The sequence below is a fragment of the Pseudoxanthomonas sp. F11 genome (genome assembly GCF_037046485.1).
Lineage (GTDB): Bacteria > Pseudomonadota > Gammaproteobacteria > Xanthomonadales > Xanthomonadaceae > Pseudoxanthomonas_A.
Genome location: NZ_JBANLZ010000002.1, coordinates 229142 through 251056, shown reverse-complemented (window position 1 = coordinate 251056; position 21915 = coordinate 229142). Strand labels below are relative to the sequence as shown.

Genomic DNA, 21915 nt, shown 5'->3' with positions numbered 1-21915 from the left:
CGTCAGCCTGCCAGGGCCGGTTGCGGCGAGGGGCCGTCGGGCATCGGCGCCGCCAGGTGCTCGGGGCCCTTCAGGATCAGCTTGCGCATCAGCCAGATCTCGACGATGGCCAGCACCGTGTAGATCAGCACGAAGCCGCTGAGTGTGATCATGATCTGGTGCAGCTTCAGCCCGGATGCGGCCAGGAAGGTGGGCAACACGCCATCAATGATCCAGGGCTGGCGCCCGTATTCGGCGATCAGCCAGCCGGCCTCGATCGCCACCCACGGCAGCGGCAGGCTCCAGAACGCCAGCTTGAGGAACCCGCGGTACCGGTCCAGCTGTTGCCGGCTGGCCAGCCAGAACGCCAGCGCGAAGAAGGCGATGAAGTAGAAGCCCAGCCCGACCATCACGCGGAAGCTCCAGAACAGCGGCGCGACGTGCGGGATGGTGTCGTGCGCGGCCTGCGCGATCTGCGCCTCGGTAGCGTTGCCGATGTCCTCGCGATAGCGCTTGAGCAGCAGCGCATGGCCGATGTCCCGCCAATGGGCTTCGAACACCACGCGCGCGGTGCCGTCGTTGCGGTCGGCGCGCAGCCGCTGCAGCGCCTCGTAACCCAGCAGGCCGTTGCGGATGCGGCCCTCGGCACGCTCCACCAGCTCCAGGATGCCCGGCATCTCGGTGTTGAACGAACGCGTGCCGATCAGGCCCATCACGTACGGGACGTGCAGGGCGTAGTGGTTGGTCTGGTTCTTCTGGTCGGGAATGGCGAAGGCGTTGAAACCGGCCGGCGCCGGCTCGGTCTCCCACATGGCCTCGATCGCGGCCAGCTTCATCTTCTGGTGCTCACTGGTGGCATACCCGCTCTCGTCGCCCAGCACCACCACGGACAGCGCCGCCGCCAGGCCGAAGCTGGCGGCCACCGCCATCGAGCGCTTGGCGAAGTCGATGTTGCGGCCCCGCAGCAGGTAGAACGCGCTGATCGCCATCACGAACATCGCGCCGGTGACATACCCGGCCGACACCGTATGGACGAACTTGGCCTGCGCCACCGGGTTGAAGATCACCGCCATGAAGTCGGTGATCTCCATGCGCATCGTTTCGGGGTTGAACACCGCGCCGACGGGATTCTGCATCCAGCCGTTGGCCACCAGGATCCACAGCGCCGAGAAGTTCGACCCCAGCGCCACCAGCCAGGTGACCACCAGGTGCTGCACCTTGCTCAGCCTGTCCCAGCCGAAGAAGAACAGGCCGATGAAGGTCGCCTCCAGGAAGAACGCCATCAGGCCTTCGATGGCCAGCGGCGCGCCGAAGATGTCGCCCACGTAATGGCTGTAGTAGGACCAGTTGGTGCCGAACTGGAACTCCATCACGATGCCGGTCGCCACGCCCATGGCGAAGTTGATGCCGAACAGCGTGCCCCAGAACAGGGTCATGCGCCGCCAGATGTCGCGCCCCGTCATCACGTAGACGCTTTCCATGATGGCGATCAGGAAGGACAGCCCCAGCGTCAGCGGCACGAACAGGAAGTGGTACATCGCGGTGAGCGCGAACTGCAGGCGGGACAGTTCGACGACGGTCATGTCGGGCATGGGGAGCTCCTGGGACCTGACGGCATTCTAGACCCGCCCGTCGGCGGCAGGGGGGCGACCATCTGTCGCACCCGCCATGCACGGTCTATCCTCCATCCTTGCACGCCTTCCGCCGGGGACCTGGCGGAAGCTTTGATCAGAATCAATGCGGCCCCGGTGCCCGGGGCCGAGAATCCCGCCGTGGAAAACTAGGAGAGGCCGCATGCAAGGCGTCCAGGGGACTTATAACGACAAGGTGGTGCGCCAGTTCGCGGTGATGACCGTGATCTGGGGCATCGTGGGGATGGCCGTGGGCGTGCTGATCGCCGCCCAGCTGTACTGGCCGGCATTGAACTTCGACCTGCCGTGGCTGAGCTACGGGCGCCTGCGCCCGCTGCACACCAATGCAGTGATCTTCGCCTTCGGCGGCTGCGCGCTGTTCGCCACCAGCCTGCACGTGGTGCAGCGGACCAGCCACGCACGGCTGATCTCGGACAAGCTGGCGGCCTTCGTGTTCTGGGGCTGGCAACTGGTGATCCTGCTGGCGGCCGTGACCCTGCCGCTGGGCCTGACCCAGGGCAAGGAGTACGCCGAGCTGATCTGGCCCATCGACGTGCTGATCGCGGTGGTGTGGGTGGCCTACGGCGTGCTGTTCTTCGGCACCATCGCCAAGCGCAAGGTCAAGCACATCTATGTGGCGAACTGGTTCTACGGCTCGTTCATCATCGCCGTGGCCCTGCTGCACATCGTCAACAGCCTGGCGCTGCCCACCGGCCTGCTGCACTCCTACCCGGTGTACAGCGGCGCGGTCGACGCGATGGTGCAGTGGTGGTACGGCCACAACGCGGTGGGCTTCTTCCTGACCGCGGGCTTCCTGGGGATCATGTACTACTTCGTGCCCAAGCAGGCCGGCCGCCCGATCTACTCCTACCGCCTGTCCATCGTGCACTTCTGGGCGCTGATCGCGGTGTACATGTGGGCCGGCCCGCACCACCTGCACTACACCGCGCTGCCGGACTGGGCGCAGAGCCTGGGCATGGTGTTCTCGCTGATCCTGCTGGCCCCCAGCTGGGGCGGCGCCATCAACGGCATCATGACCCTGTCGGGCGTGTGGCATAAGCTGCGCACCGATCCGATCCTGAAGTTCCTGATCGTCTCGCTGTCGTTCTACATGATGTCGACCTTCGAAGGTCCCATGATGTCGATCAAGACGGTCAACTCGCTGAGCCACTACACCGACTGGACCATCGGCCACGTGCATTCCGGCGCGCTGGGCTGGGTGGCGATGATCTCGGTGGGCGCGGTCTACGCCCTGCTGCCCAAGCTGGCCGGCCGCGAGCAGATGCACTCGGTGAAGGCCATCGACACCCACTTCTGGCTGCACACCATCGGCGTGGTGTTCTACATCGCCTCGATGTGGATCGCCGGCGTGATGCAGGGCCTGATGTGGCGCGCCACCAACGCCGACGGCACGCTGACCTACAGCTTCGTCGAAGCGCTCAACGCCACCTATCCCTACTACCTGTTCCGCCTGGCGGGCGGCCTGCTGGTGCTGAGCGGCATGTTCCTGATGGCCTGGAACATGGTGAAGACCCTGCAAGGCGCCAAGTCTACCGCGGCGCAGCCGATCATGGCGCCCGACGCCTCGCAAGCCCGCGCCTGAGGACCGACGAGATGAGCAACGGAAATTCCCACGAGAAGATCGAGAAGAACGTCGGCCTGATGGCGGTGCTGATCGCGGTGGCGGTGTCCTTCGGCGGACTGGCGGAGATCGTGCCGCTGATGTTCCAGGCCGAGGCGATCAAGCCGCTGGAAGGCGTCAAACCCTACCCCGCGCTGGAGCTGGCGGGCCGCGACATCTACGTGCGCGAGGGCTGCTACAACTGCCACTCGCAGATGGTGCGCACGCTGCGCTTCGAATCCGAACGTTACGGCCACTACTCGCTGGCCGGCGAATCGGTCTACGACCGCCCGTTCCAATGGGGCAGCAAGCGCACCGGGCCGGACCTGGCCCGCGTGGGCGGACGCTACTCCGACGACTGGCACCGCGTGCACCTGATCAACCCGCGCGACGTGGTGCCGGAGTCGAACATGCCCGCCTTCCCCTGGCTGCAGAAGGCCACGGTGGACGGCGCCGAGGTCGCCGCGCGCATGAAATCGCTGAAGACGCTGGGCCACCCGTACAGCGAGGCCGAGATCTCCAGCGCCGCCGCCGACGTGGAAGGCAAGACCGAACTGGACGCCGTGGTCGCCTACCTGCAAGGGCTGGGCAAGGCCGCGCCGAGGGGGGGCTGAACCATGGTATCGGGCATCGTCACAGGGGTATTGCTGGTGTTGTTCCTGGCCGGCTGGGTGTGGGCGTGGAGTCCGCGCCGGAAGGCCGATTTCGAGGATGCGGCACGCCTGCCGCTGGGTGAGGAAGGGGAGAAGAACCCATGAGCGCTGGTTGGATCGGATTCATCGTCGCGCTGGTCGTACTGAACATCCTGGGCTGCGTATGGCTGCTGTGGTGGACCAGCCGTCGCCGCCCCGGCGATCCCGCGCCGGAGGACACCTCGCACGTGTGGGACGGCGACCTCACCGAGTACAACAAGCCGCTGCCGAAGTGGTGGATCAACCTGTTCTATCTCACCATCGTCTTCAGCATCGGCTACATCGCCTGGTACGGCGGCCTGGGCGTCATTCCCGGCTACGCGAAGTGGACCTCCGCCGGTGAGCACGACCAGCAGAAGGCCCTGGACGACAAGAAGCTGGAGGCGACGTTCGCGCCGTTCGCCGGCAAGCCGATCGACCAGCTGGCGAAGGATCCGAAGGCACTGGCACTGGGCCGTTCCATCTTCAACAACACCTGCGCCACCTGCCACGGCTCGTCCGGCCAGGGCGCCATCGGCTACCCCAACCTGACCGACGACATCTGGCACTGGGGCGGCACCCCGGATCTGGTGCTGCAGACCGTGCTGGACGGCCGCGAGGGTGTGATGCCCGAATGGGGCACCGCGCTGACCAACATGGGCGGCCCCAATGCGGTCGACTACGTGATCGCCTACGTCAACGTGCTGAACAACCCCGAGGAAGGCATGAAGAACAACTTCATGGCAGCCCAGGGCAAGCCGCTGTACGATGGCCTCTGCGTGGCCTGCCACGGCGTGGACGGCAAGGGCAACCAGGAACTGGGCGCACCCGACCTGACCGACGGCTACTGGCTCTACGGCAACAGCAAGGAGAGCATGCGTACCACGATCACCCAGGGTCGGCATGGCGTCATGCCTGCGCACCGCGAACTGCTCGGCGAGACGCGCGCGCGGCTGGTGGCCTCGTACGCATGGTCGCTGTCCCACAAGCAGGCGGCCGGCACGGCGCAATGACCGACTTCACCGAGCCCCGCCTCGACCATCCGCCCCGGCCGCTCGCGCAGCGCGTCGGGGCGGTGCTGTGGCCCAGCTTCTTCGCGGCCGGGGTGGCGACGATGGTGTTCTTCGCCTTCGTCGATCCGCTGACGCTGCGCGACATGACCTTCCCTGACCTGGCGATCAGCCGCGAGTTCGGCTACACGCTGGGCTTTTTCATGTTCTGGCTGGCCACCGCGGCCAGCAGCCTGTTCACCTGGATCCTGCTGCGCCCCGCCAGCCGCTTCAACCGCGCGCTGCCGCCGGACTGAGCGCGCGCCACGCGCCCTGACCGCGAAGGAAGCGCGCACCTGCGACAAACCGTCGCTCCCTCGCGCACGCCCGCGGCGCGAGCATGACGCCAGCCAAGACAGAGCCCTCCATGTCCACGCCAGCCTCCTCCTCACCCTCCGACTCGACCAGGCGCCGCATTCCGCTGGACGTCGTCGATGCGCAGGGCAATTCCTTCTACGTCAGCGAGCGCAAGGTCTATCCGCGCGACGTCGCCGGCACGCTCAACCGCCTGCGCGTGGCGGCGGTGTGGTGGCTGCTGGGCATGTACTACGTGTTCCCGTGGCTGAAATGGGACGGTCGCCAGGCGGTGCTGTTCGACCTGCCGGCGCGCAAGTTCTACGTGTTCGGGCTGGTGTTCTGGCCGCAGGATTTCCTGTTCCTGGCCATGCTGCTGATCATCGCGGCGATGGCGCTGTTCTTCTTCACTTCGCTGGCCGGTCGGCTGTGGTGCGGTTATGCCTGCCCGCAGACGGTGTGGACGGAAGTGTTCCTGTGGATGGAACGCTGGACCGAGGGCGACCGCAGCGCACGGATGAAGCTGGACGCGGCCCCTTGGAGCGCCAACAAACTGCTGCGCAAGGGCGGCAAGCACGTGCTGTGGGCGGTGTTCGCGCTATGGACGGGCTTCACCTTCGTCGGCTTCTTCACCCCCATCCTGGACCTGGGCGCGCGCCTGTGGCCGTTCGCCTGGGGCGGATGGGAAACGTTCTGGGTGCTGTTCTACGCGCTCGCCACGTGGGGCTTCGCCGGTTTCCTGCGCGAGCAGGTGTGCAAGTACATGTGCCCCTACGCGCGATTCCAGAGCGCCATGTTCGACCGCAACACCCTGATCATCGCCTACGACCCCATGCGCGGCGAACCGCGCGGCCCGCGCAAGCGCGGCCTGGGCAGCGTGCTCGAACGCGCACGCGGCCTGCTGTCCAAGGAAACGGCCTACGACTACGTGTTCCGCGCGGGCAAGCATCCGTCCGCCGCCAGCCAGGCCGCGCACGCCAAGGGCACCATCACCTGGGACGGCGACCTGGGCGAGGTGGCGCCGTTGCCGAAGTTCGCGCCGGAGGAGCTGGGCGACTGCATCGACTGCACGATCTGCGTGCAGGTCTGCCCCACCGGCATCGACATCCGCAACGGCCTGCAGTACGAGTGCATCGCCTGCGGCGCCTGCATCGACGCCTGCAACGATGTCATGGGCAAGATGGGCTATCCGCGGGGCCTGATCCGCTACACCACGCAGAACGCCGTCGACGGCAAGCCGTCGCGCGTGCTGCGCCCGCGCGTGTTCGTTTACGGCGGCCTGCTGCTGGCGCTGGTGGCCGGCTGGGCCTGGGGCGTGACCCATCGCAGCGACCTGATCGCCGAGGTGTTGCGCGACCGCAACGCGCTGTACCGTGAAGTCGCCGATGGGCAGGTCGAGAACAGCTACACCCTCAAGCTGATCAACAAGGACCAGCAGACGCGCAGCTACCGCGTCACCCTGGCCTCGCCCACGCCCGGCATCGTCCTGCGCGGTGGCGAGATGACGGTGACCGCCGAGCCCGAGCAGGTGCTCTCGCTGCCGGTCGTCGCCACCGCCCCCGCCACGGTCACCGGCCGTCATGCGGTCACGCTGACCGTGGTCGCCACCGAGGGCGGCAACCAGAAGACCGTCGACACCAGCTACTTCGGACCCACGCAATGACGTCGAACGCCTCCCCTGCCAGCGACCGCAAGCGCCCGTTCTGGAAGGAACCCATGATGTGGGTGGTGCTGGGCATCCCGCTGGCCTCCATCGTCGCCGGCGTGGGGCTGGTGGTGGTGTCGGTGCGCTCCGGCAGCGCGGACGCGGTGATGGACAAGGTGGACCGCGTCTCGCAGATCCAGACCACCGACCTGGGCCCGGACGAAGCCGCTGCCGCACGCAAGCTCAGCGCCATCGTGCAGATCCGCGCCGACCATGTGGAACTGGTGCCGGTGACGGGCGAATTCGCGGGCACGTCGCCGCTGGTGCTGACCCTGGCCCACCCGACCGAAGCGGCGAAGGACACCACCCTGAACCTGGCCCGCGATACCGCCGGCTGGACCGCGCCGGCGCAGATCGACACGTCCCACGACTGGAATGTCCAGCTCGCCACGCAGGACGGCCTGTGGCGCATCCGCGGGCGCCTGCAGAAGGACACCCGGGCGGTACGGCTGGCCCCCGCGCGCGGGGGCGGCTGAGTCCGGCATGGACATGCCCCTGGTGCCCTGCCACCACTGCGGTGAGCCGGTCGCCGATGCCGCCCACCGCGTCGACGCCGGTGGGCACGCGTTCTGCTGCAGCGGCTGCGCCGCGGCGGCGGCCTGGATCGAGGAGGCGGACCTGGGCAGCTACTACCGGCTGCGCAGCGCCAACGCCAACCGCGTGCAGGCCGACCGCCTGGACCTGGACAGCTGGGACCGCAGCGAACTGCTGGACCAGCACAGCCGCGTTGTCGATGGCGGTCGCGAGATCGTGCTGCTCACCGACGGCATGCGCTGCGCCGCCTGCGCCTGGCTGATCGACCGCGCCCTCGCGCGCGAGGACGGCGTGCTCGACACCACCGCCAATGCCGTCACCGGCCGCATCCGCATCGCCTGGGATCCGGCGCGCACGAAGCTGTCCGCACTGCTGCACCGCCTGGCGATGCTGGGCTACCGGCCCTACCTCGCCACCGGCGATGCGCGCGAACAGAAGCGGCTTTCCGAGCGCCGCCGCTGGCTGCTGCGCCTGGGCGTGGCCGGCCTGGGGTCGCTGCAGGCGATGATGCTGGCCGAGGCGCTGTACCTGGATGTCAACGCGACGATGCCGGTACCCACGCGCGACATGTTCCGCTGGCTGACCTTCCTGGTCAGCACGCCGGTGGTCTTCTACAGCGGCTGGCCGTTCCTGGCCGGCATGGCACGCGAACTGCGCGCGCGCCACGTGGGCATGGACACGCTGATCGCCGGCTCCACCCTGCTGGCCTACTTCGCCAGCCTGGTGGAGACGATCCGCGGCGGCACGCACGTGTGGTACGACGCGGCGGTGATGTTCGTGTTCCTGCTGCTGGCCGCGCGCATGCTGGAGCAGCGCGCACGCAACGTGGCCACCGCGCAGGTGGATGCACTGGCACGGGCGCAGCCGGTGTTCGCGATCCGCGAATGCGACGACGGCACGCGCGAATCGGTGCCGCCGTCCGCGCTGCGGGTGGACGATGTGGTCTGCGTTGCCGCAGGTGAGGGCGTGCCGGCCGATGGCGTGCTGCTCGACGGCGCGGCCGATTTCGAGGAAGCGCTGCTGACCGGCGAATCGCGGCCCGTGCGCCGCCACGCCGGCGACACCGTCTACGCCGGCACCACCTGCCGCGAACGGCCGGCCCGCGTGCGCGTCACCGCCGCCGGCACCGGCACGCGGCTGTCGCAGCTGGCCGAACTGGTCGACCGCGCGCAGGGCCACCGCCCGCCGATGGCGCAGCTGGCCGACCGCGTGGGCCGCCACTTCGTGCTGTCGCTGCTGGTGCTGGCCGCCTGCGTCTATGCCGGCTGGCGGATGTACCAGCCCGAGCGCGCGTTCGAAGTGACGCTCGCGTTGCTGGTGATCAGCTGCCCCTGCGCTCTGTCGCTGTCGGTGCCGGCGGTGCTCGCCGCCGCGCATGGCGCGCTGGCGCGCTGCGGCGTGCTGGCCACGCGGCCCGAGGCGCTGGACACGCTGGCGCGCGCGACCGACGTGGTGTTCGACAAGACCGGCACGCTCAGCGACGGCCGCCCGGCCTGCGTCGCGGTGGAGGTGTTCGATGGCCTGGACGCGGACGGCGCCGCCCGCATCGTCGCCGCACTGGAAAAGGACAGCGGCCATCCCATCGCGTCGGCCTTCGCCGACATCGCCACGCATGCCCCGGCGCAGGCCGTGGTGGCACGGCCGGGCCAGGGCGTGGAAGGCGACATCGACGGGCGCCACTGGCGTTTCGGACGCGGCGACTGGGCGGCCGGCCGCGAGGACGACGGCACTTTGTGGCTGGGCGATGGCGCGCGTGGCGTGGCCCGGTTCACCCTGACCGAGAAACCGCGCGACGACGCGGCCGCGACGATCGCGGCGCTGCGCGGCCAGGGGCTGGCCATCCACCTGGCCAGCGGCGATGGCGAGGGCGCGGTCCGCCGGCTCGCGCACGCACTGGGCATCGCGTCCGCGCACGCACGGCAGTCGCCGGAGGACAAGCTGGCGGCCGTACGCCGGCTGCAGGACGAAGGCCGCATCGTCGCCATGGTCGGCGACGGCCTGAACGATGCGCCGGTGCTGGCGGGCGCCGACGTGTCCATCGCGATGGGCGAAGGCGCGCCGCTGGCGCAGCAGGCGGCGGACCTGGTCGCCACCGGCCCCTCGCTGCTGCGCATCGCCGACGCCGTGCGCGTGGCGCGCCTGTCGCGGCGGCTGGTGAAGCAGAACCTGGCCTGGTCGGCCGGCTACAACCTGCTGGCGGTACCGCTGGCGGCGGCGGGCATGGTCACGCCCTGGATCGCGGCGCTGGGCATGGCGGTATCCTCGCTGGTGGTCACCCTCAATGCGCTGCGGCTGGCGCGCACCTCCACGGAGATGGCGGCATGAACATCCTGCTGATGCTGTTGCCGATCAGCCTGGTCCTGCTGGGCCTGGCCATCGCCGCGTTCGCGTGGGCGGTGCGCAAGGGCCAGTTCGACGACCTCGACACCCCGGCGCTGGACATCCTGGACGACGCACCGCCGCGTCCGTCCACGCCGCCCGCGCCCGCGCTCCGCGAAGGCGACGATGGGGCCTGATGTTCCGGTGCTGCTGGCCGCGCTGCTGGCCGGCCTGGTGGGCAGCACGCACTGCGCCGTGATGTGCGGCGGGATCGCCACCGGCTTTTCCGCCATGTCGTCCCGCCCGGGCTGGGGCAGCGCGCTGCAGCTCAATCTCGGACGCGTCGCCGGCTACGCGCTGGCCGGCGCGCTGGTGGGCGCCTTCGGTGGCGGCCTGCTGTCGTTGGCGCGGCACCAGAACGCCGTGCTCGCCATGCGCGTGGGCGTCGGCCTGGCGCTGGTGGTGCTGGCGCTGCGCCTGCTCGACCAGCGCGGCCGACTGGACTTCCTCGCCCGCCCCGGCGCGAAGGTGTGGCAGGTGCTGCGCCCGCTGCATGCGCGCGTGCTGCCGGCCGATACCGTACCGCGGCGACTGATGGCCGGCGCGCTGTGGGGCTGGCTGCCGTGCGGCCTGAGCCTGAGCCTGCTGACGGTGGCCTGGTTGCAGGCCAATGCACGCGATGCCGCGCTGACGATGGCGATGTTCGGCCTGGGCACGCTGCCGATGATGGTGACCCTGACATGGTCCGGCGCGCGTCTGGGTCGCCACTGGCAGCGCACGTCGGTGCGGCGCGCGGCCGCCGTGTTCGTGCTGGCGGCCGGGCTGCTGACGATCGCTTCGCCGTGGCTGATGCAGCATCCCGCCTTGCACGGCGTGCTGGCGGCGCTCGGATGCCGGCCGCTGCCGACGTGAGCGCAAACACGATGGACGCACCGACCGGCGCGGCGGCGAAGGCGCGCCTGCAGGCATTGGGCGCGGTCGCGCGCGCGCCCCTGCGCGCCGCCGCGGCGCTGGGCGTGATCGGCGGCGTGCTGGTGGTGCCGCAGGCGGCGCTGATCGCACTGTGCCTGCAGCGCGCGTTCGTGGAAGCCGTCCCGCCCGCCGCGCTGCTGCCACTGCTCGGCGCCCTGCTGGCAACGCTGCTGCTGCGCGCAGGCATGGCATGGGCGGGCCGCCGATTCGCCGACCGCGCCGTCGAACGCATCCGCGTCGACGTGCGCGCGCGGATCGCGCGTGGCCTGGTCGCACGCGGGCCTGTCTGGGTGCGCGCGCAGCAGAGCGGCGCGCTGGCCGAACGCATGGGCGCGCACGTGGACACGCTGGAAGGCTATTTCGGCGGCTTCGTGCCCCTGCGGGCGGACGTGGTGGGCGTGCCGCTGGCGATCCTGCTGGCCGTGTTTTTCGTGGATCGCACCGTCGGCCTGGTGCTGCTGCTGACCATGCCGCTGGTGCCGGTCTTCATGATGCTGGTCGGCTGGGGCGCGCAGGCCGCCAGCCAGCGGCAGCTGCAGGCGCTCACGCGCATGGGCGGGCATTTCGCCGACCGCCTGCGCGGTCTGGGGCTGATCCGCCTGTACGGACGCGGGGCATCGGAGCTGCACGGCATCCGCGCAGCGGCCGAGGAACTGCGCGTGCGCAGCCTGCGCGTGCTGCGCATCGCCTTCCTGTCGTCGGCAGTGCTGGAATTCTTCGCCTCGCTCAGCGTGGCGATGATCGCGCTCTACCTGGGCCTGACCTACCTGGGCATGCTCGACCTGCGTGCGGCGCCGCTGACGCTGGGCATGGGCGTGTTCTGCCTGCTGCTGGCGCCGGAGTTCTACGCGCCGCTGCGGCGCCTGGCGACCCACTACCACGACCGCGCCGCGGCGCTGGCGGCGATGGACGAGATCGCGCGGGTGCTGGACACAGCACCGCCCGTCCTGTCGATCGATGCCGGTACGGGAACACCCCCCGTGGCCGCAACGCCGCTGGTCAGCGTGCGCGATGCCACGCTGCGTCATCCCGCCGCCGTGCGCGACGTGCTGTCCGACCTCACGCTGGACCTGCATCGCGACCAGCACGTGACGCTGACGGGCGCCAGCGGCGACGGCAAGAGCACGCTGCTGGAAGCCCTGGCCGGCTGGCTGCCGCTCCACGCAGGCACCCTGCGGCACGCGCCCGGCCTGCGCATCGGCTACGCGCCGCAGCGTCCGTTCCTGTTCGCCGGCAGCCTGCGCGACAACCTGCGCATGGCCAAGCCCGACGCCAGCGACGTGGAACTGGAACAGGCGGCCGAGGCCGCGCAGGTGATGCGCTTTGCATCGCGCCTGCCGGAGGGTCTGGACACGGTGATCGGCGAACGCGGCTTCGGTCTGTCCGGCGGCGAGGCGCGGCGGGTGGCGCTGGCGCGCGTGTTCCTGCGCGATCCCGACCTGCTGCTGCTCGACGAGCCCACCGCCTTCCTCGATCCCGACACCGAAGCGGCTGTGCTGCAGGCGATCCGGACGTTCGCGCGCGCCCGCTGCGTGCTGATGGCGACCCACAGCCCGGCCGCACAGGCGGCGATGATGCAGGTCTGGCACGTGCACGACGGTCGCGTGCGTACGCAGGGAGGCATGCCGTGAGCCTGCATCGGGATGACGATGCAACGTCGCTGCACGACGTGCTGGCAAGGCATCGTCCGCGCATCGCGCTGTCCGTGGGCCTGCTCGCGCTGACCCTGCTGGCAGGCACCGCCCTGCTGGGGCTGTCCGGGCATTTCCTGACAGCCGCCGCGCTGGCCGGGAGTGCGGCGGTCGGCTTCAACTTCTTCGGCCCGTCGGCCGGCATCCGCGCACTGACCTTCGTGCGCATCCTGTCGCGCTATGGCGAGAAGCTGCTGGGCCACGACGTGACCCTGCGCATCGCGCGCGACCTGCGCGCCTGGCTCTTCGCACGCGCGCTGCCGCTGGCGCCGCTGGGGCTGGGGCGGTTCCGCATCGGCGATCTGATGGCGCGGCTGATGGCGGACATCGAGGCGATCGACGGCCTGCTGGTGCGCGCCATCGGCCCACTGCTCGCGCTGCTGTCGCTGTGCCTGCTCGCGACGGCGGTGACGCTGGCCGTACTGCCGCTGGCCGGCAGCGTGCTGCTGGTCGCGCTGGCATCGATCGCCGCGTTGGCCCCATGGCTGGCGGCACGCAGCGTCGCCACGCTCGAAGGCGAGCGGGCGCAGGCTCGCACCCGCCTGCGCGCCGCCGTGCAGGAAGGCATCGAAGGCCAGCAGGATCTGGTGGCGATGGACGCGACGGCGGCATGGCTGGCCGCACTGGATGCGCGCAGCCGCGAGGTCGCGCACTGGGAGGAGCGACGCAAGCAGCGGCTCGCGCTGGCGACGCTCGCGCATGGGCTGGTTTCCGCGTTCACGCTGCCGACGATGCTGTGGGTGCTGCTGGCCGCCGTGCACGCCGGACGCCTCGGCGCCGCGGCGGCGGGCGGCCTGTTCTTCATGACCGTCGCGGTGCTGGAAGCCTGCGCCGCCATCGGGCCCGCATGGCAGGCCTGGCGCGCGGCCACGGTGGCGGCGCAGCGGCTGCAGCAGGTGGTGGATGCACCGGCGGCGGCGAGCGGTGCCGCGGGCGCGGAGCCGCCGGCGCCGAGCGGTGCGCTTGAACTGGAGGACATCGTGTTCGCCTGGCCGGGCACCCCGCGGCGTGTGCTCGACGGCGCACAGCTATGCATCGCACCGGGCGAGCGCGTACTGGTGGCCGGCGACAGTGGCGAAGGCAAGTCGTCGCTGCTGGCACTGGTGCTGGGATTGCACGCGCCGCAGTCCGGCCGGGTGCGCTTCGCCGGCGACGACCTGCGCGCCCTGGACGCAACCCGCTGGCACGCCCGCATCGCCTGGCTGCCGCAGGACGCGCCGGTGTTCTCCGGCAGCGTGCGCGAGAACCTGCGACTCGGCGATCCGGAGGCCGACGACGCGCGCCTGTGGCAGGCGCTGGCGCAGGTGAAGCTGGACGCGCGCTTCCGCGATTCAGGCCTCGATACATGGGTCGGCGAGAACGGAGCGACGCTGTCGACCGGCCAGGCGCGCCGCCTGGCGCTGGCGCGCGCCCTGCTGCGCGATGCGCCGCTACTGCTGCTGGACGAGCCGACCGAAGGCCTGGACCAGGACACCGCGGATGCGCTGATGCGCGACATCGTGGCGGCAACCCCAGGGCGCAGCGTGCTGATCATCAGCCATGCGGCGCTGCCGGATGGGGTGGTGGATACGCGCTACCGGCTGCGGGACGGGAAGCTGATCAAAGAATGAGCGTCCCGCTCGTTGTAGGAGCGACGCAAGTCGCGACCGTAGCAAATAAGCGCTCGCGCGCCATCTGGTGAAAAAACTCAACGGAGGCGACGCTTTCCGATCACCCATCCGTGCTGTCCAGGCCTGCGGTCGCGACTCACGTCGCTCCTACAGAAAGCGGGCCCTCAGGCCCGCGCTTCGGCCAGGGCGTCCAGGCGCTTGCGGTTGAGCAGACGCACGTGGTGCGGGTCGTCGGTGGCGATGCTGCCTTCCTGGCGCAGGCGGGTGAAGCTGCGGCTGACGGTCTCCACAGTCAGGCCCAGGTAGTCGGCGATGTCGGTGCGCGTCATCGGCAGGATGACTTCGGTGTCGTCCTGGCCCTGGCGGCGGCGGCGCTGCGCCATGTCCACGAGGAAGCCGGCCAGCCGTTCCATCGGATTCAGGCGGGCCAGCGCCATCAGGTTGCCGCGGGTGGCGTCCAGTTCCACGCAGGCGCGTTCCAGCAGTTCGCGCTCCAGTTGCGGGTGGTCGTGGCACAGGCCGCGCATGTCGGCCATCGAGAACTCGCACAGGGTGCTGTCGGTGATGGCTTCGATGGTGTGCTTGTAGTGCGAGGTGCCCGAGAAACCGATGAAGTCGCCCGGCATCAGGAAGCCGGCCACCAGCCGGCGCCCGTCGGGCAACAGGCGGATGCGGCGCAGGGCGCCCTTGGTGACGGTGAACACGCCGCGCCGGGCTTCGCCTTCGCGCACCAGCGGCTCCCCGGCCACCAGGCGGACATCATCGGCCAGCGCTTCCATCGCATGCGCCTTCTCCACCGGCAGGGCGGCGCACACGGCCAGGTGCCGGACCAGGCAGCCACTGCAGCCGCGCGCGACCTGGCACACCACGCCATCGCCGGGCGCGGCGGGCACCGGGGTGTCGTTAAGGCGGAGGATGCGAAGGCTCATGGCGGTCGGCTACGTGGGTCTTCGGCGGTCATGATACGCCCCCAAGTCACGGATTTACCGGCTGCGACAATCGGTCGCGGACCGGGGGCTTTCAGGCGCCGTTCCCCCATTCAGGTCCGGATTCGGTTACAGTGCGCGCCGCTTGCCTGCGGCCGTTCGTTTCCCCGATGGTCCGCCGGCGCCGGGAATCCGCTCTGGTTTCCCGCGCCCGCCCCGCTCCGACTTCTTTCGTTGCGCAAGCTCGGTCGCGCCGTTTTGGCGCTGCCGCACCCCTTCTCGCAGCGCGGTTTCAGGGAACGCTTCGAGTCACGGCCAGTCCCGCATTCTGCGTGCATGCGCCGCCACACCCGCGTGTGGCGACGGCGCACGCGTCCGGTCGGCCGCCATTGGAGCCTTACCCATGACGTTTGAAACCCTTGGCCTTGCGCCCGCCCTGCTGCGCGCGCTGGACGAACAGGGCTACACCCAGCCCACCCCCATCCAGGAGCAGGCCATTCCGCTGGCCCTGGAGGGCCACGACCTGCTGGCCGGCGCACAGACCGGCACCGGCAAGACCGCCGCCTTCGGCCTGCCGCTGATCCAGTACCTGGCCACCACCCCGCAGGAAGTCCAGCGCGGCGCCCCGCGCAGGCCGCGCGCCCTGGTGCTGACGCCGACCCGCGAACTGGCCGTGCAGGTACACGACAGCCTGCGGGGCTACGGCAAGTACCTGCGCATCCCCAGCACCACCATCTACGGCGGCGTCGGCATGGGCAACCAGCTGGACGCGCTGCGCCGTGGCGTGGACCTGGTGATCGCCTGCCCGGGCCGCCTGATCGACCACCTTGAGCGCCGCAGCGTGGACCTGTCGGGCATCGAGATCCTGGTGCTGGACGAAGCCGACCGCATGCTCGACATGGGCTTCCTGCCGTCGATCAAGCGCATCCTGGCCAAACTGCCCAAGCAGAACCGCCAGACCATGCTGTTCTCGGCGACTTTCGCCGACCCGATCCGCGAGCTGGCCCTGGAGTTCATGCGCGAGCCCAAGCAGATCCAGGTGACCCCGCGCAACACCGTGGCCGAGACCATCACCCACCGCGTGCACCCGGTGGACGGCAGCCGCAAGCGCGACCTGCTGCTGCACCTGCTGGCGCAGGACAGCCGCCTGCAGACGCTGGTGTTCGCCCGTACCAAGCACGGCAGCGACAAGCTGGCGACGTTCCTGGAGAAGAGCGGCATCAAGACCGCGGCGATCCATGGCAACAAGTCGCAGGGCGCCCGCCAGCGCGCGCTCAGCGACTTCAAGGCCGGCCGCATCAACGTGCTGGTCGCCACCGACATCGCCGCGCGTGGCATCGACATCGACCAGCTGCCGCAGGTGATCAACTTCGACCTGCCGATGGTGGCCGAGGACTACGTGCACCGCATCGGCCGCACCGGCCGCAACGGCTCGACCGGGCAGGCGATCTCGCTGGTGGCGCAGGACGAAGCCAAGTACCTGCGCGCCATCGTCCGCCTGCTCAACCGCGACATGGACCTGCGCGACGTGCCGGGCTTCGAGCCGCAGACGCCGATCCGCTGGGGCAACAGCGCGCCGGGCAAGGCCGAGCTGCCGGGCGGCGAGCGCACCCCGCGTCGCAACGGCCCGCAGAAGCACGCGCGCCGCCCGCACGGCGACGCGCCGCGGCATGCGCACGCCGGGCCGAAGAAGCACGGCGGCCAGCGCCGTGACGGCGGCCGTTCCGGCGGCGCCCGCCAGGGCCAGGCGCGCCCCGCCCGCTAAGCTTTAACCGCGCGCGCGGCACCTCTGCGGGTGCCGCGCGCCTCCCCGCTCCAGGAACCACCGCATGGACATCTTCAAGGTCTTCACCGTCGAAGCCGCCCACCGCCTCCCGCACGTGCCGGAAGGCCACAAGTGCGCGCGCCTGCATGGGCATTCGTTCCGCATCGAACTGCATCTGTCCGGCCCGGTCGATCCGCAGGCCGGCTGGGTGATGGACTTCGCCGACGTGAAAGCGGCCTTCAAGCCCATCTACGAGCGGCTGGACCACCACTACCTCAACGACATCCCCGGCCTGGAAAACCCGACCAGCGAGCAGCTGGCGAAGTGGATCTGGGACCAGACCAAGCCGCTGCTGCCGTTGCTGAGCGCCATCGTGGTGCACGAAACCTGCACCTCCGGCTGCCGCTACACCGGGCCCTGAGAGGTATGGAACCGGTTTCATACCACCTCTTACAAGCGTTTGATTTGTAACGGCTCCTGACCGTTCGTCGGATTTCCATACGGCGGTTATTGCATTGCAACATCGGCAAGCCTATGCTGCGACGCAACAAACGGGATTCCCCTTTCAGGAGCACGCCATGAACGCGCAATTCAACGAAAGCTTCAGCCAGTTCACGCACCAGTTCGCTGCGGCCGCCTCGCGCGCCAACCGCCTGGCCCTGGAAAGCGCCGAGACCGTGTTCGGCGTGCAGCTGAAGACGTTCGAGAAGAACATCGACGCCACCACCGCCTTCTTCGGCGAGCTGGCCGAGACCCGCGACCTGGACGGTTACAAGAACCTGTGGCCGAAGGGCCTGCAGGTGGCCAAGGACAACGCCGAGCGCGTGGTCGCCGCCAGCCAGGAAGTGTTCGGCCTGAGCCTGAAGACCGGCGAAGCCTTCGGCCAGCTGGTGAAGAGCCAGTTCGAGAGCGCGACCGACAGCGTCCAGGCCTCGGTGGCCAAGGCGACCAAGGCCGCGAAGGCCAAGTAAGACCGCTTCAACCGGTCATTGCGCGGCCCTCCCCTCCCTCCGCGCAAACCCGACCCGGCAGCCCCCACGCTGCCGGGTTTTTTATTGCGCGCAGTTTTCCTGCAGGAAGGCTTCAGGCCCTGCTACAAGGGAATCGCGATGTGCCGGCTGAGTTGTCCGGCGTCGATGCCCGGCGCATGCGGCAACCGTCCCCAGCACGGCACCGGCATGCGCGCCGACAGCAGGGCGAAGTTCTCGTCGCGGCGCGCCATGTCCGGGTCGACTTCGTTGGCGATCCAGCCCACCAGCCGCGCGCCGTCGTCCTGGATGGCGCGCGCGCTGAGCCGCGCATGGTTGATGCAGCCCAGGCGCATGCCCACCACCAGCACCACCGGCAGACGCAGTTCCTGCACGAGGTGGCGCTGGTCGAGGGTGGCGGTCAGCGGGGCGGCCCAGCCGCCGACGCCTTCCACCAGCACCATGTCGGCCAGCGGATGCAGGCGCTCGAACGCGGACACCAGCACGCCCAGTTGCACGTCCACGCCGGCATCGCGCGCGGCGATCTCCGGCGCCAGCGGTGCGGGCAGCGCGTAAGGGTTGACGTCATCGTAGGGCGGCCGCGGATCGCTGGCCGCCTGCAGGGCCAACGCATCCTCGTTGCGCCAGCCCTCAGGCGTCGGTTCGCAGCCGCTGGCGACGGGCTTCATGCCCACCGCACGCAGGCCGCGTGCGCGGAACGCATGCAGCAGCGCCGCGCTCGCGACGGTCTTGCCCACGCCGGTATCGGTGCCGGTGATGAACACGCGGTCCATCACGGTCCTGCAGGCGCAAGAGCGCCACTCGGTAAGGCCATCATCGTTGTTGGGCATGCCGGTTCATGGCGACGATGATAATCCGGCCGCCACCGGACCCGCGGGGTAGAATCGGGCCCATGTCATTCGCCTCCCAGACGCTCACCGGCAGCAAGCCGGAACAATACGCGCAGCTCGCCGACCAGGCCCGCGCCCTGTTGGCCGGTGAACCGGACCGGATCGCCAACGCCGCCAACCTCGCCGCGCTGATCTACCACGCCCTGCCCGACTTCAACTGGGTGGGCTTCTACTTCTTCGATGGCCGGGAATTGGTGGTCGGTCCGTTCCAAGGCTTACCAGCCTGCGTGCGGATCCCGTTGGACAAGGGGGTCTGCGGAGCCGCCGCACGCACCCGCCAAACCCAGCGCGTGGACGACGTGGACGCCTTCCCGGGCCACATCGCCTGCGATTCCGCCTCGCGCTCGGAACTGGTGGTCCCGCTGGTGAAAGGGGGCGAACTCGTCGGTGTGCTCGACCTGGACAGCCCCCGCCTGGCGCGCTTCGATGCGGACGACCAGGCGGGCATGGAACGCATCGCCGCCATTTTTCTGGATTCGTTGACATGACAGGCACCAAGCTGCGCAACATCGGCCCCAAATCCGCCGCCTGGCTCCGCCAGGTCGGCCTGCGCACGCAGGAGGATCTGGAGTCGGTAGGCGCGGTGGAGGCCTTCATCCGGGTCAAGCGCGCCGGGTTCCGCCCCAGCCTCAATCTGCTCTATGCGCTGGAAGGCGCCCTGCTGGACTGCCACTGGCAGCAGTTGCCGGAGGCCCGTCGTGGCGAACTGCTGGTGGCCTACGATGCCGCCGCCGCGCTACTGCCGCCCCCGCGGGGCCGTCCCGCCGCAGGGCCGGTGACCACCACCCATACCGAGCAGGAAGAAGACACGGGTCCTTCGCTGAACCTGTTCGACTCGCGCGGCGACGACTGACGCCGGCAAGCATCGCGAACCTTTGTAGCAGCGCCCCATGGGCGCGATGCCTTTCGCGCAGCACCCGGCGGAGAAACATCGCGAGCCGGCCTGCTTCTGCAACGGGACATTCCGGGCAAAAGCATCGCGGGCATGGCCCGCTCCTACAATGGATTTCCTGCCAGGAAATGCCCCTTGAGCACGATGGGCACGCGCTTCCCGTATACTGCGCGCGCTTTCAGGTGACCCGTGCCTCGTGCCGGGTTGAAACGGGAAGCCGGTGACCCGCGCAGGCGGCATGCCGGCGCTGCCCCCGCAACGGTAGGCGAAGAAAGCCGCGGCATCGGCCACTGTGCGTCCACGACGCATGGGAAGGCGCCCCGGCGGAGTGCCCTGCACTCGTTCGCAAGCCCGGAGACCGGCCTGGAAGTCCACTGGTTGCGATGCGGAGGGCGTCGCGGCGTGCCGCGCCGCTTCGCCTGCGCTGTCCGCTCCGCATGCCTTTCCATCGCGACTCCACGCCGAACAATGCGCGCGGGGCGCGCGATGGAGCAGTTCCGATGCAGAGCCGTACCTTTTCCTCCCCTTCCCTGCTGGCCTTCGCGGTCGCGATGGCGCTGCCGTTCGCGGCGCAGGCGCAGGACGCCACCGACCTCGATGAAATCGTCGTCTCCGGCACGCGTACCGAAGTCGCCGTCGAAGACAGCCTGGTGCCCGCGCAGGTGATCGGCCGCGACGCGATCCAGCGCAGTCAGGCGCGTTCGCTGGGCGAACTGCTGCAGGGCCGCGCCGGCATCTCGATCGCCAACCAGGGCGGCGCCGGCAAGATCACCACGCTCAACCTGCGCGGCGCCGAATCCGATCACGTGCTGGTGCTGGTGGACGGCGTGCGCATGGGCTCGGCGACCGCCGGGCTGCCCGCCTTGCAGGACCTGCCGATCGACCAGATCGACCGCGTCGAGATCGTACGCGGCCCGCGCTCGAGTCTGTGGGGCTCCGAGGCCATCGGCGGCGTGATCCAGGTGTTCACCCGCCGCAACACCGGCAAGGTGCGTCCGAACGTCCGCATCGGCGTGGGCAGCGACAGTACCCGCGAAGCCAGTGCCGGCATCGGCGGCGGCATCGGGCGCGGCTGGTTCGGCGCCGATGTGGCGTACACGCGCACCGACGGATTCAACGCCTGTCGCGGCACCGGCGGCGATCCCGCGAACCCGTTCGACGGCGCCGGCTGTTTCACCGACGAGCCCGACCGCGACGGCTACCGCAACACCTCGGCCACCCTGCGCGGCGGCTATTCCTTCACCGATACGCTGGCACTGGAAGCCAACGCGCTGCGCGCCGAGGGCAAGAGCGAGTTCGATGGCAGCTACACCAACCGCTCCGAGACCGTGCAGCAGGTGCTGGGCACCAAGTTGCGTTATACGCCCAGCGACAAGATCAACCTGCTGCTGAGCCTGGGTCGCAACGACGACAAGTCCGACGACTTCCACGACGACGTGCAGTCCGGCTATTTCCAGACGCGCCGCTACGTGGCCTCGGCGCAGGGCGACTTCACCGTGGCCGCGAACCAGCTGCTGACTGCGGGCATCGACTGGCAGGACGATCGGGTGGAAAGCACCACCCTGTTCGCCATCACCCGGCGCGACAACCTGGCCGGCTTCGTCGAGTACCAGGGCCGTTTCGGCGCGCATCAGCTGCAGGCCAGCGTGCGCAACGACGACAACGAACAGTTCGGCAACCACACCACAGGCAGCCTCGGCTACGGCTACGGCTTCGGCAATGGGCTGAAGCTGACCGCCAGCGCGGCCACCGGCTTCAAGGCACCGAGCTTCAACGACCTGTACTACCCCGGCTTCGGCAATCCGTACCTGAAGCCGGAAGAATCCGAGAGCGTCAACCTGGGCATCGCGCAGTACGCGGATACGTGGAACTGGACGTTCAACGTCTACCAGAACAAGGTGGACCAGCTGATCTCCTACGATTCCCAGATCTTCCTGCCCAACAACATCGACGAAGCGCGCATCCGCGGTGCGGAGCTCACCGTCGACTTCACGCTGGCCGGCTTCGACATCGCCACCCAGCTGAGCCACACCGATCCGCGCAACCGTTCGGCCGGCCCCAACCACGACAACCTGCTGGCCCGTCGTCCGCGCAACACCGCGCGCATCGACGTGGACCGCGCGTTCGGCGACATCCGCACCGGCCTGACGTTCAACGCCGCGGGCGAGCGCTACGACAACCTGGCCAACACCGACCGACTGGGCGGCTACAGCACGCTGGACCTGCGCCTGGAGTACGCCATCGCGCCGGCCTGGACGCTGCAGGCGAAGGTGGGCAACGTGTTCGACCGCGACTACGAAACCGTCGCCTGGTACAACCAGGCCGGTCGCACCTACGGCCTGAGCCTGCGCTACCAGCCGCGCGACTGACATGGATG

At 69.5% G+C, this 21915-nt stretch carries 21 protein-coding genes and 1 riboswitch; of the genes, 18 read left to right on the top strand and 3 right to left on the bottom strand.

What is annotated here, in order from left to right; genetic code table 11:
• Positions 1–2 precede the first annotated feature (2 nt).
• Positions 3–1571, bottom strand: a complete 1569-nt coding sequence (locus V8246_RS06935) for a cytochrome ubiquinol oxidase subunit I (protein ID WP_336188528.1) — start codon at positions 1569–1571, stop codon at positions 3–5.
• Between the two features lie 202 nt (positions 1572–1773).
• Here V8246_RS06935 and ccoN point away from each other — a divergent pair, with 202 nt between their 5' ends.
• The 12 genes from ccoN to cydC all read left to right on the top strand — a co-directional run bounded on the left by ccoN (position 1774) and on the right by cydC (position 14076).
• On the top strand, positions 1774–3213 hold the full coding sequence (gene ccoN, locus V8246_RS06930) for a cytochrome-c oxidase, cbb3-type subunit I (protein ID WP_336188527.1): 1440 nt from the start codon (positions 1774–1776) through the stop codon (positions 3211–3213).
• 11 nt (positions 3214–3224) lie between these two features.
• Positions 3225–3845: a cytochrome-c oxidase, cbb3-type subunit II gene (gene ccoO, locus V8246_RS06925; RefSeq protein ID WP_336188526.1), complete on the top strand. Its 621-nt coding sequence runs from the start codon at positions 3225–3227 to the stop codon at positions 3843–3845.
• A 3-nt stretch (positions 3846–3848) separates the two neighbouring features.
• Positions 3849–3989 carry a cbb3-type cytochrome c oxidase subunit 3 gene (locus V8246_RS06920; protein ID WP_162108238.1) on the top strand — a complete coding sequence of 47 codons (141 nt, stop codon included), beginning with the start codon at positions 3849–3851 and terminating at the stop codon, positions 3987–3989.
• The gene (ccoP, locus tag V8246_RS06915) at positions 3986–4915 is read left to right on the top strand and encodes a cytochrome-c oxidase, cbb3-type subunit III (protein WP_336188525.1); all 930 of its coding nucleotides are present in this window, start codon (positions 3986–3988) and stop codon (positions 4913–4915) included. The genes V8246_RS06920 and ccoP overlap by 4 nt, the downstream gene beginning before the upstream one ends.
• Entirely contained in the window at positions 4912–5208 is a 297-nt protein-coding gene (locus tag V8246_RS06910; protein WP_162108240.1) for a hypothetical protein, read from the top strand. Before ccoP ends, V8246_RS06910 begins: the two co-directional genes overlap by 4 nt.
• A gap of 110 nt (positions 5209–5318) precedes the next feature.
• Complete coding sequence (locus V8246_RS06905; protein ID WP_336188524.1) at positions 5319–6908, top strand: 4Fe-4S dicluster domain-containing protein; 1590 nt, start codon at positions 5319–5321, stop codon at positions 6906–6908.
• Positions 6905–7426, top strand: a complete 522-nt coding sequence (locus V8246_RS06900; protein ID WP_336188523.1) for a FixH family protein — start codon at positions 6905–6907, stop codon at positions 7424–7426. The genes V8246_RS06905 and V8246_RS06900 overlap by 4 nt, the downstream gene beginning before the upstream one ends.
• A gap of 7 nt (positions 7427–7433) precedes the next feature.
• Entirely contained in the window at positions 7434–9809 is a 2376-nt protein-coding gene (locus tag V8246_RS06895) for a heavy metal translocating P-type ATPase (protein WP_336188522.1), read from the top strand.
• The gene (gene ccoS, locus V8246_RS06890; protein ID WP_336188521.1) at positions 9806–10000 is read left to right on the top strand and encodes a cbb3-type cytochrome oxidase assembly protein CcoS; all 195 of its coding nucleotides are present in this window, start codon (positions 9806–9808) and stop codon (positions 9998–10000) included. Before V8246_RS06895 ends, ccoS begins: the two co-directional genes overlap by 4 nt.
• Positions 9990–10715 (top strand): sulfite exporter TauE/SafE family protein, encoded by a 726-nt coding sequence (locus tag V8246_RS06885; RefSeq protein ID WP_336188520.1) that lies wholly within the window; start codon positions 9990–9992, stop codon positions 10713–10715. Before ccoS ends, V8246_RS06885 begins: the two co-directional genes overlap by 11 nt.
• Complete coding sequence (cydD, locus tag V8246_RS06880; RefSeq protein WP_336188519.1) at positions 10712–12406, top strand: thiol reductant ABC exporter subunit CydD; 1695 nt, start codon at positions 10712–10714, stop codon at positions 12404–12406. The genes V8246_RS06885 and cydD overlap by 4 nt, the downstream gene beginning before the upstream one ends.
• A 2-nt stretch (positions 12407–12408) precedes the next feature.
• Complete coding sequence (gene cydC, locus V8246_RS06875) at positions 12409–14076, top strand: thiol reductant ABC exporter subunit CydC (protein WP_336189060.1); 1668 nt, start codon at positions 12409–12411, stop codon at positions 14074–14076.
• A 164-nt stretch (positions 14077–14240) separates the two neighbouring features.
• Here the strand turns inward: cydC and V8246_RS06870 are convergent, their stop codons facing one another.
• Positions 14241–15005, bottom strand: coding sequence for a Crp/Fnr family transcriptional regulator (locus tag V8246_RS06870; RefSeq protein ID WP_185894380.1), 765 nt, complete (start codon positions 15003–15005; stop codon positions 14241–14243).
• A 400-nt stretch (positions 15006–15405) separates the two neighbouring features.
• On the opposite strand from V8246_RS06870, the gene V8246_RS06865 reads away from it, so the two are divergent.
• The 3 genes from V8246_RS06865 to V8246_RS06855 all read left to right on the top strand — a co-directional run bounded on the left by V8246_RS06865 (position 15406) and on the right by V8246_RS06855 (position 17738).
• Positions 15406–16767: a DEAD/DEAH box helicase gene (locus tag V8246_RS06865; protein WP_336188518.1), complete on the top strand. Its 1362-nt coding sequence runs from the start codon at positions 15406–15408 to the stop codon at positions 16765–16767.
• A gap of 64 nt (positions 16768–16831) precedes the next feature.
• Positions 16832–17188 carry a 6-carboxytetrahydropterin synthase QueD gene (gene queD, locus V8246_RS06860; RefSeq protein ID WP_336188517.1) on the top strand — a complete coding sequence of 119 codons (357 nt, stop codon included), beginning with the start codon at positions 16832–16834 and terminating at the stop codon, positions 17186–17188.
• 157 nt (positions 17189–17345) lie between these two features.
• Complete coding sequence (locus V8246_RS06855; protein ID WP_162108250.1) at positions 17346–17738, top strand: phasin family protein; 393 nt, start codon at positions 17346–17348, stop codon at positions 17736–17738.
• A gap of 122 nt (positions 17739–17860) precedes the next feature.
• Here the strand turns inward: V8246_RS06855 and bioD are convergent, their stop codons facing one another.
• Positions 17861–18529: a dethiobiotin synthase gene (bioD, locus tag V8246_RS06850; protein ID WP_336189059.1), complete on the bottom strand. Its 669-nt coding sequence runs from the start codon at positions 18527–18529 to the stop codon at positions 17861–17863.
• A 119-nt stretch (positions 18530–18648) separates the two neighbouring features.
• On the opposite strand from bioD, the gene V8246_RS06845 reads away from it, so the two are divergent.
• From V8246_RS06845 to btuB, 3 genes are all read left to right on the top strand, one after another.
• Positions 18649–19134, top strand: coding sequence for a GAF domain-containing protein (locus V8246_RS06845; RefSeq protein ID WP_336188516.1), 486 nt, complete (start codon positions 18649–18651; stop codon positions 19132–19134).
• Positions 19131–19499, top strand: a complete 369-nt coding sequence (locus V8246_RS06840; protein ID WP_093489871.1) for a TfoX/Sxy family protein — start codon at positions 19131–19133, stop codon at positions 19497–19499. Before V8246_RS06845 ends, V8246_RS06840 begins: the two co-directional genes overlap by 4 nt.
• Positions 19500–19701: 202 nt before the next feature.
• Positions 19702–19920, top strand: a riboswitch (cobalamin riboswitch).
• Between the two features lie 118 nt (positions 19921–20038).
• The gene (btuB, locus tag V8246_RS06835; RefSeq protein WP_336188515.1) at positions 20039–21907 is read left to right on the top strand and encodes a TonB-dependent vitamin B12 receptor; all 1869 of its coding nucleotides are present in this window, start codon (positions 20039–20041) and stop codon (positions 21905–21907) included.
• Positions 21908–21915 lie beyond the last annotated feature (8 nt).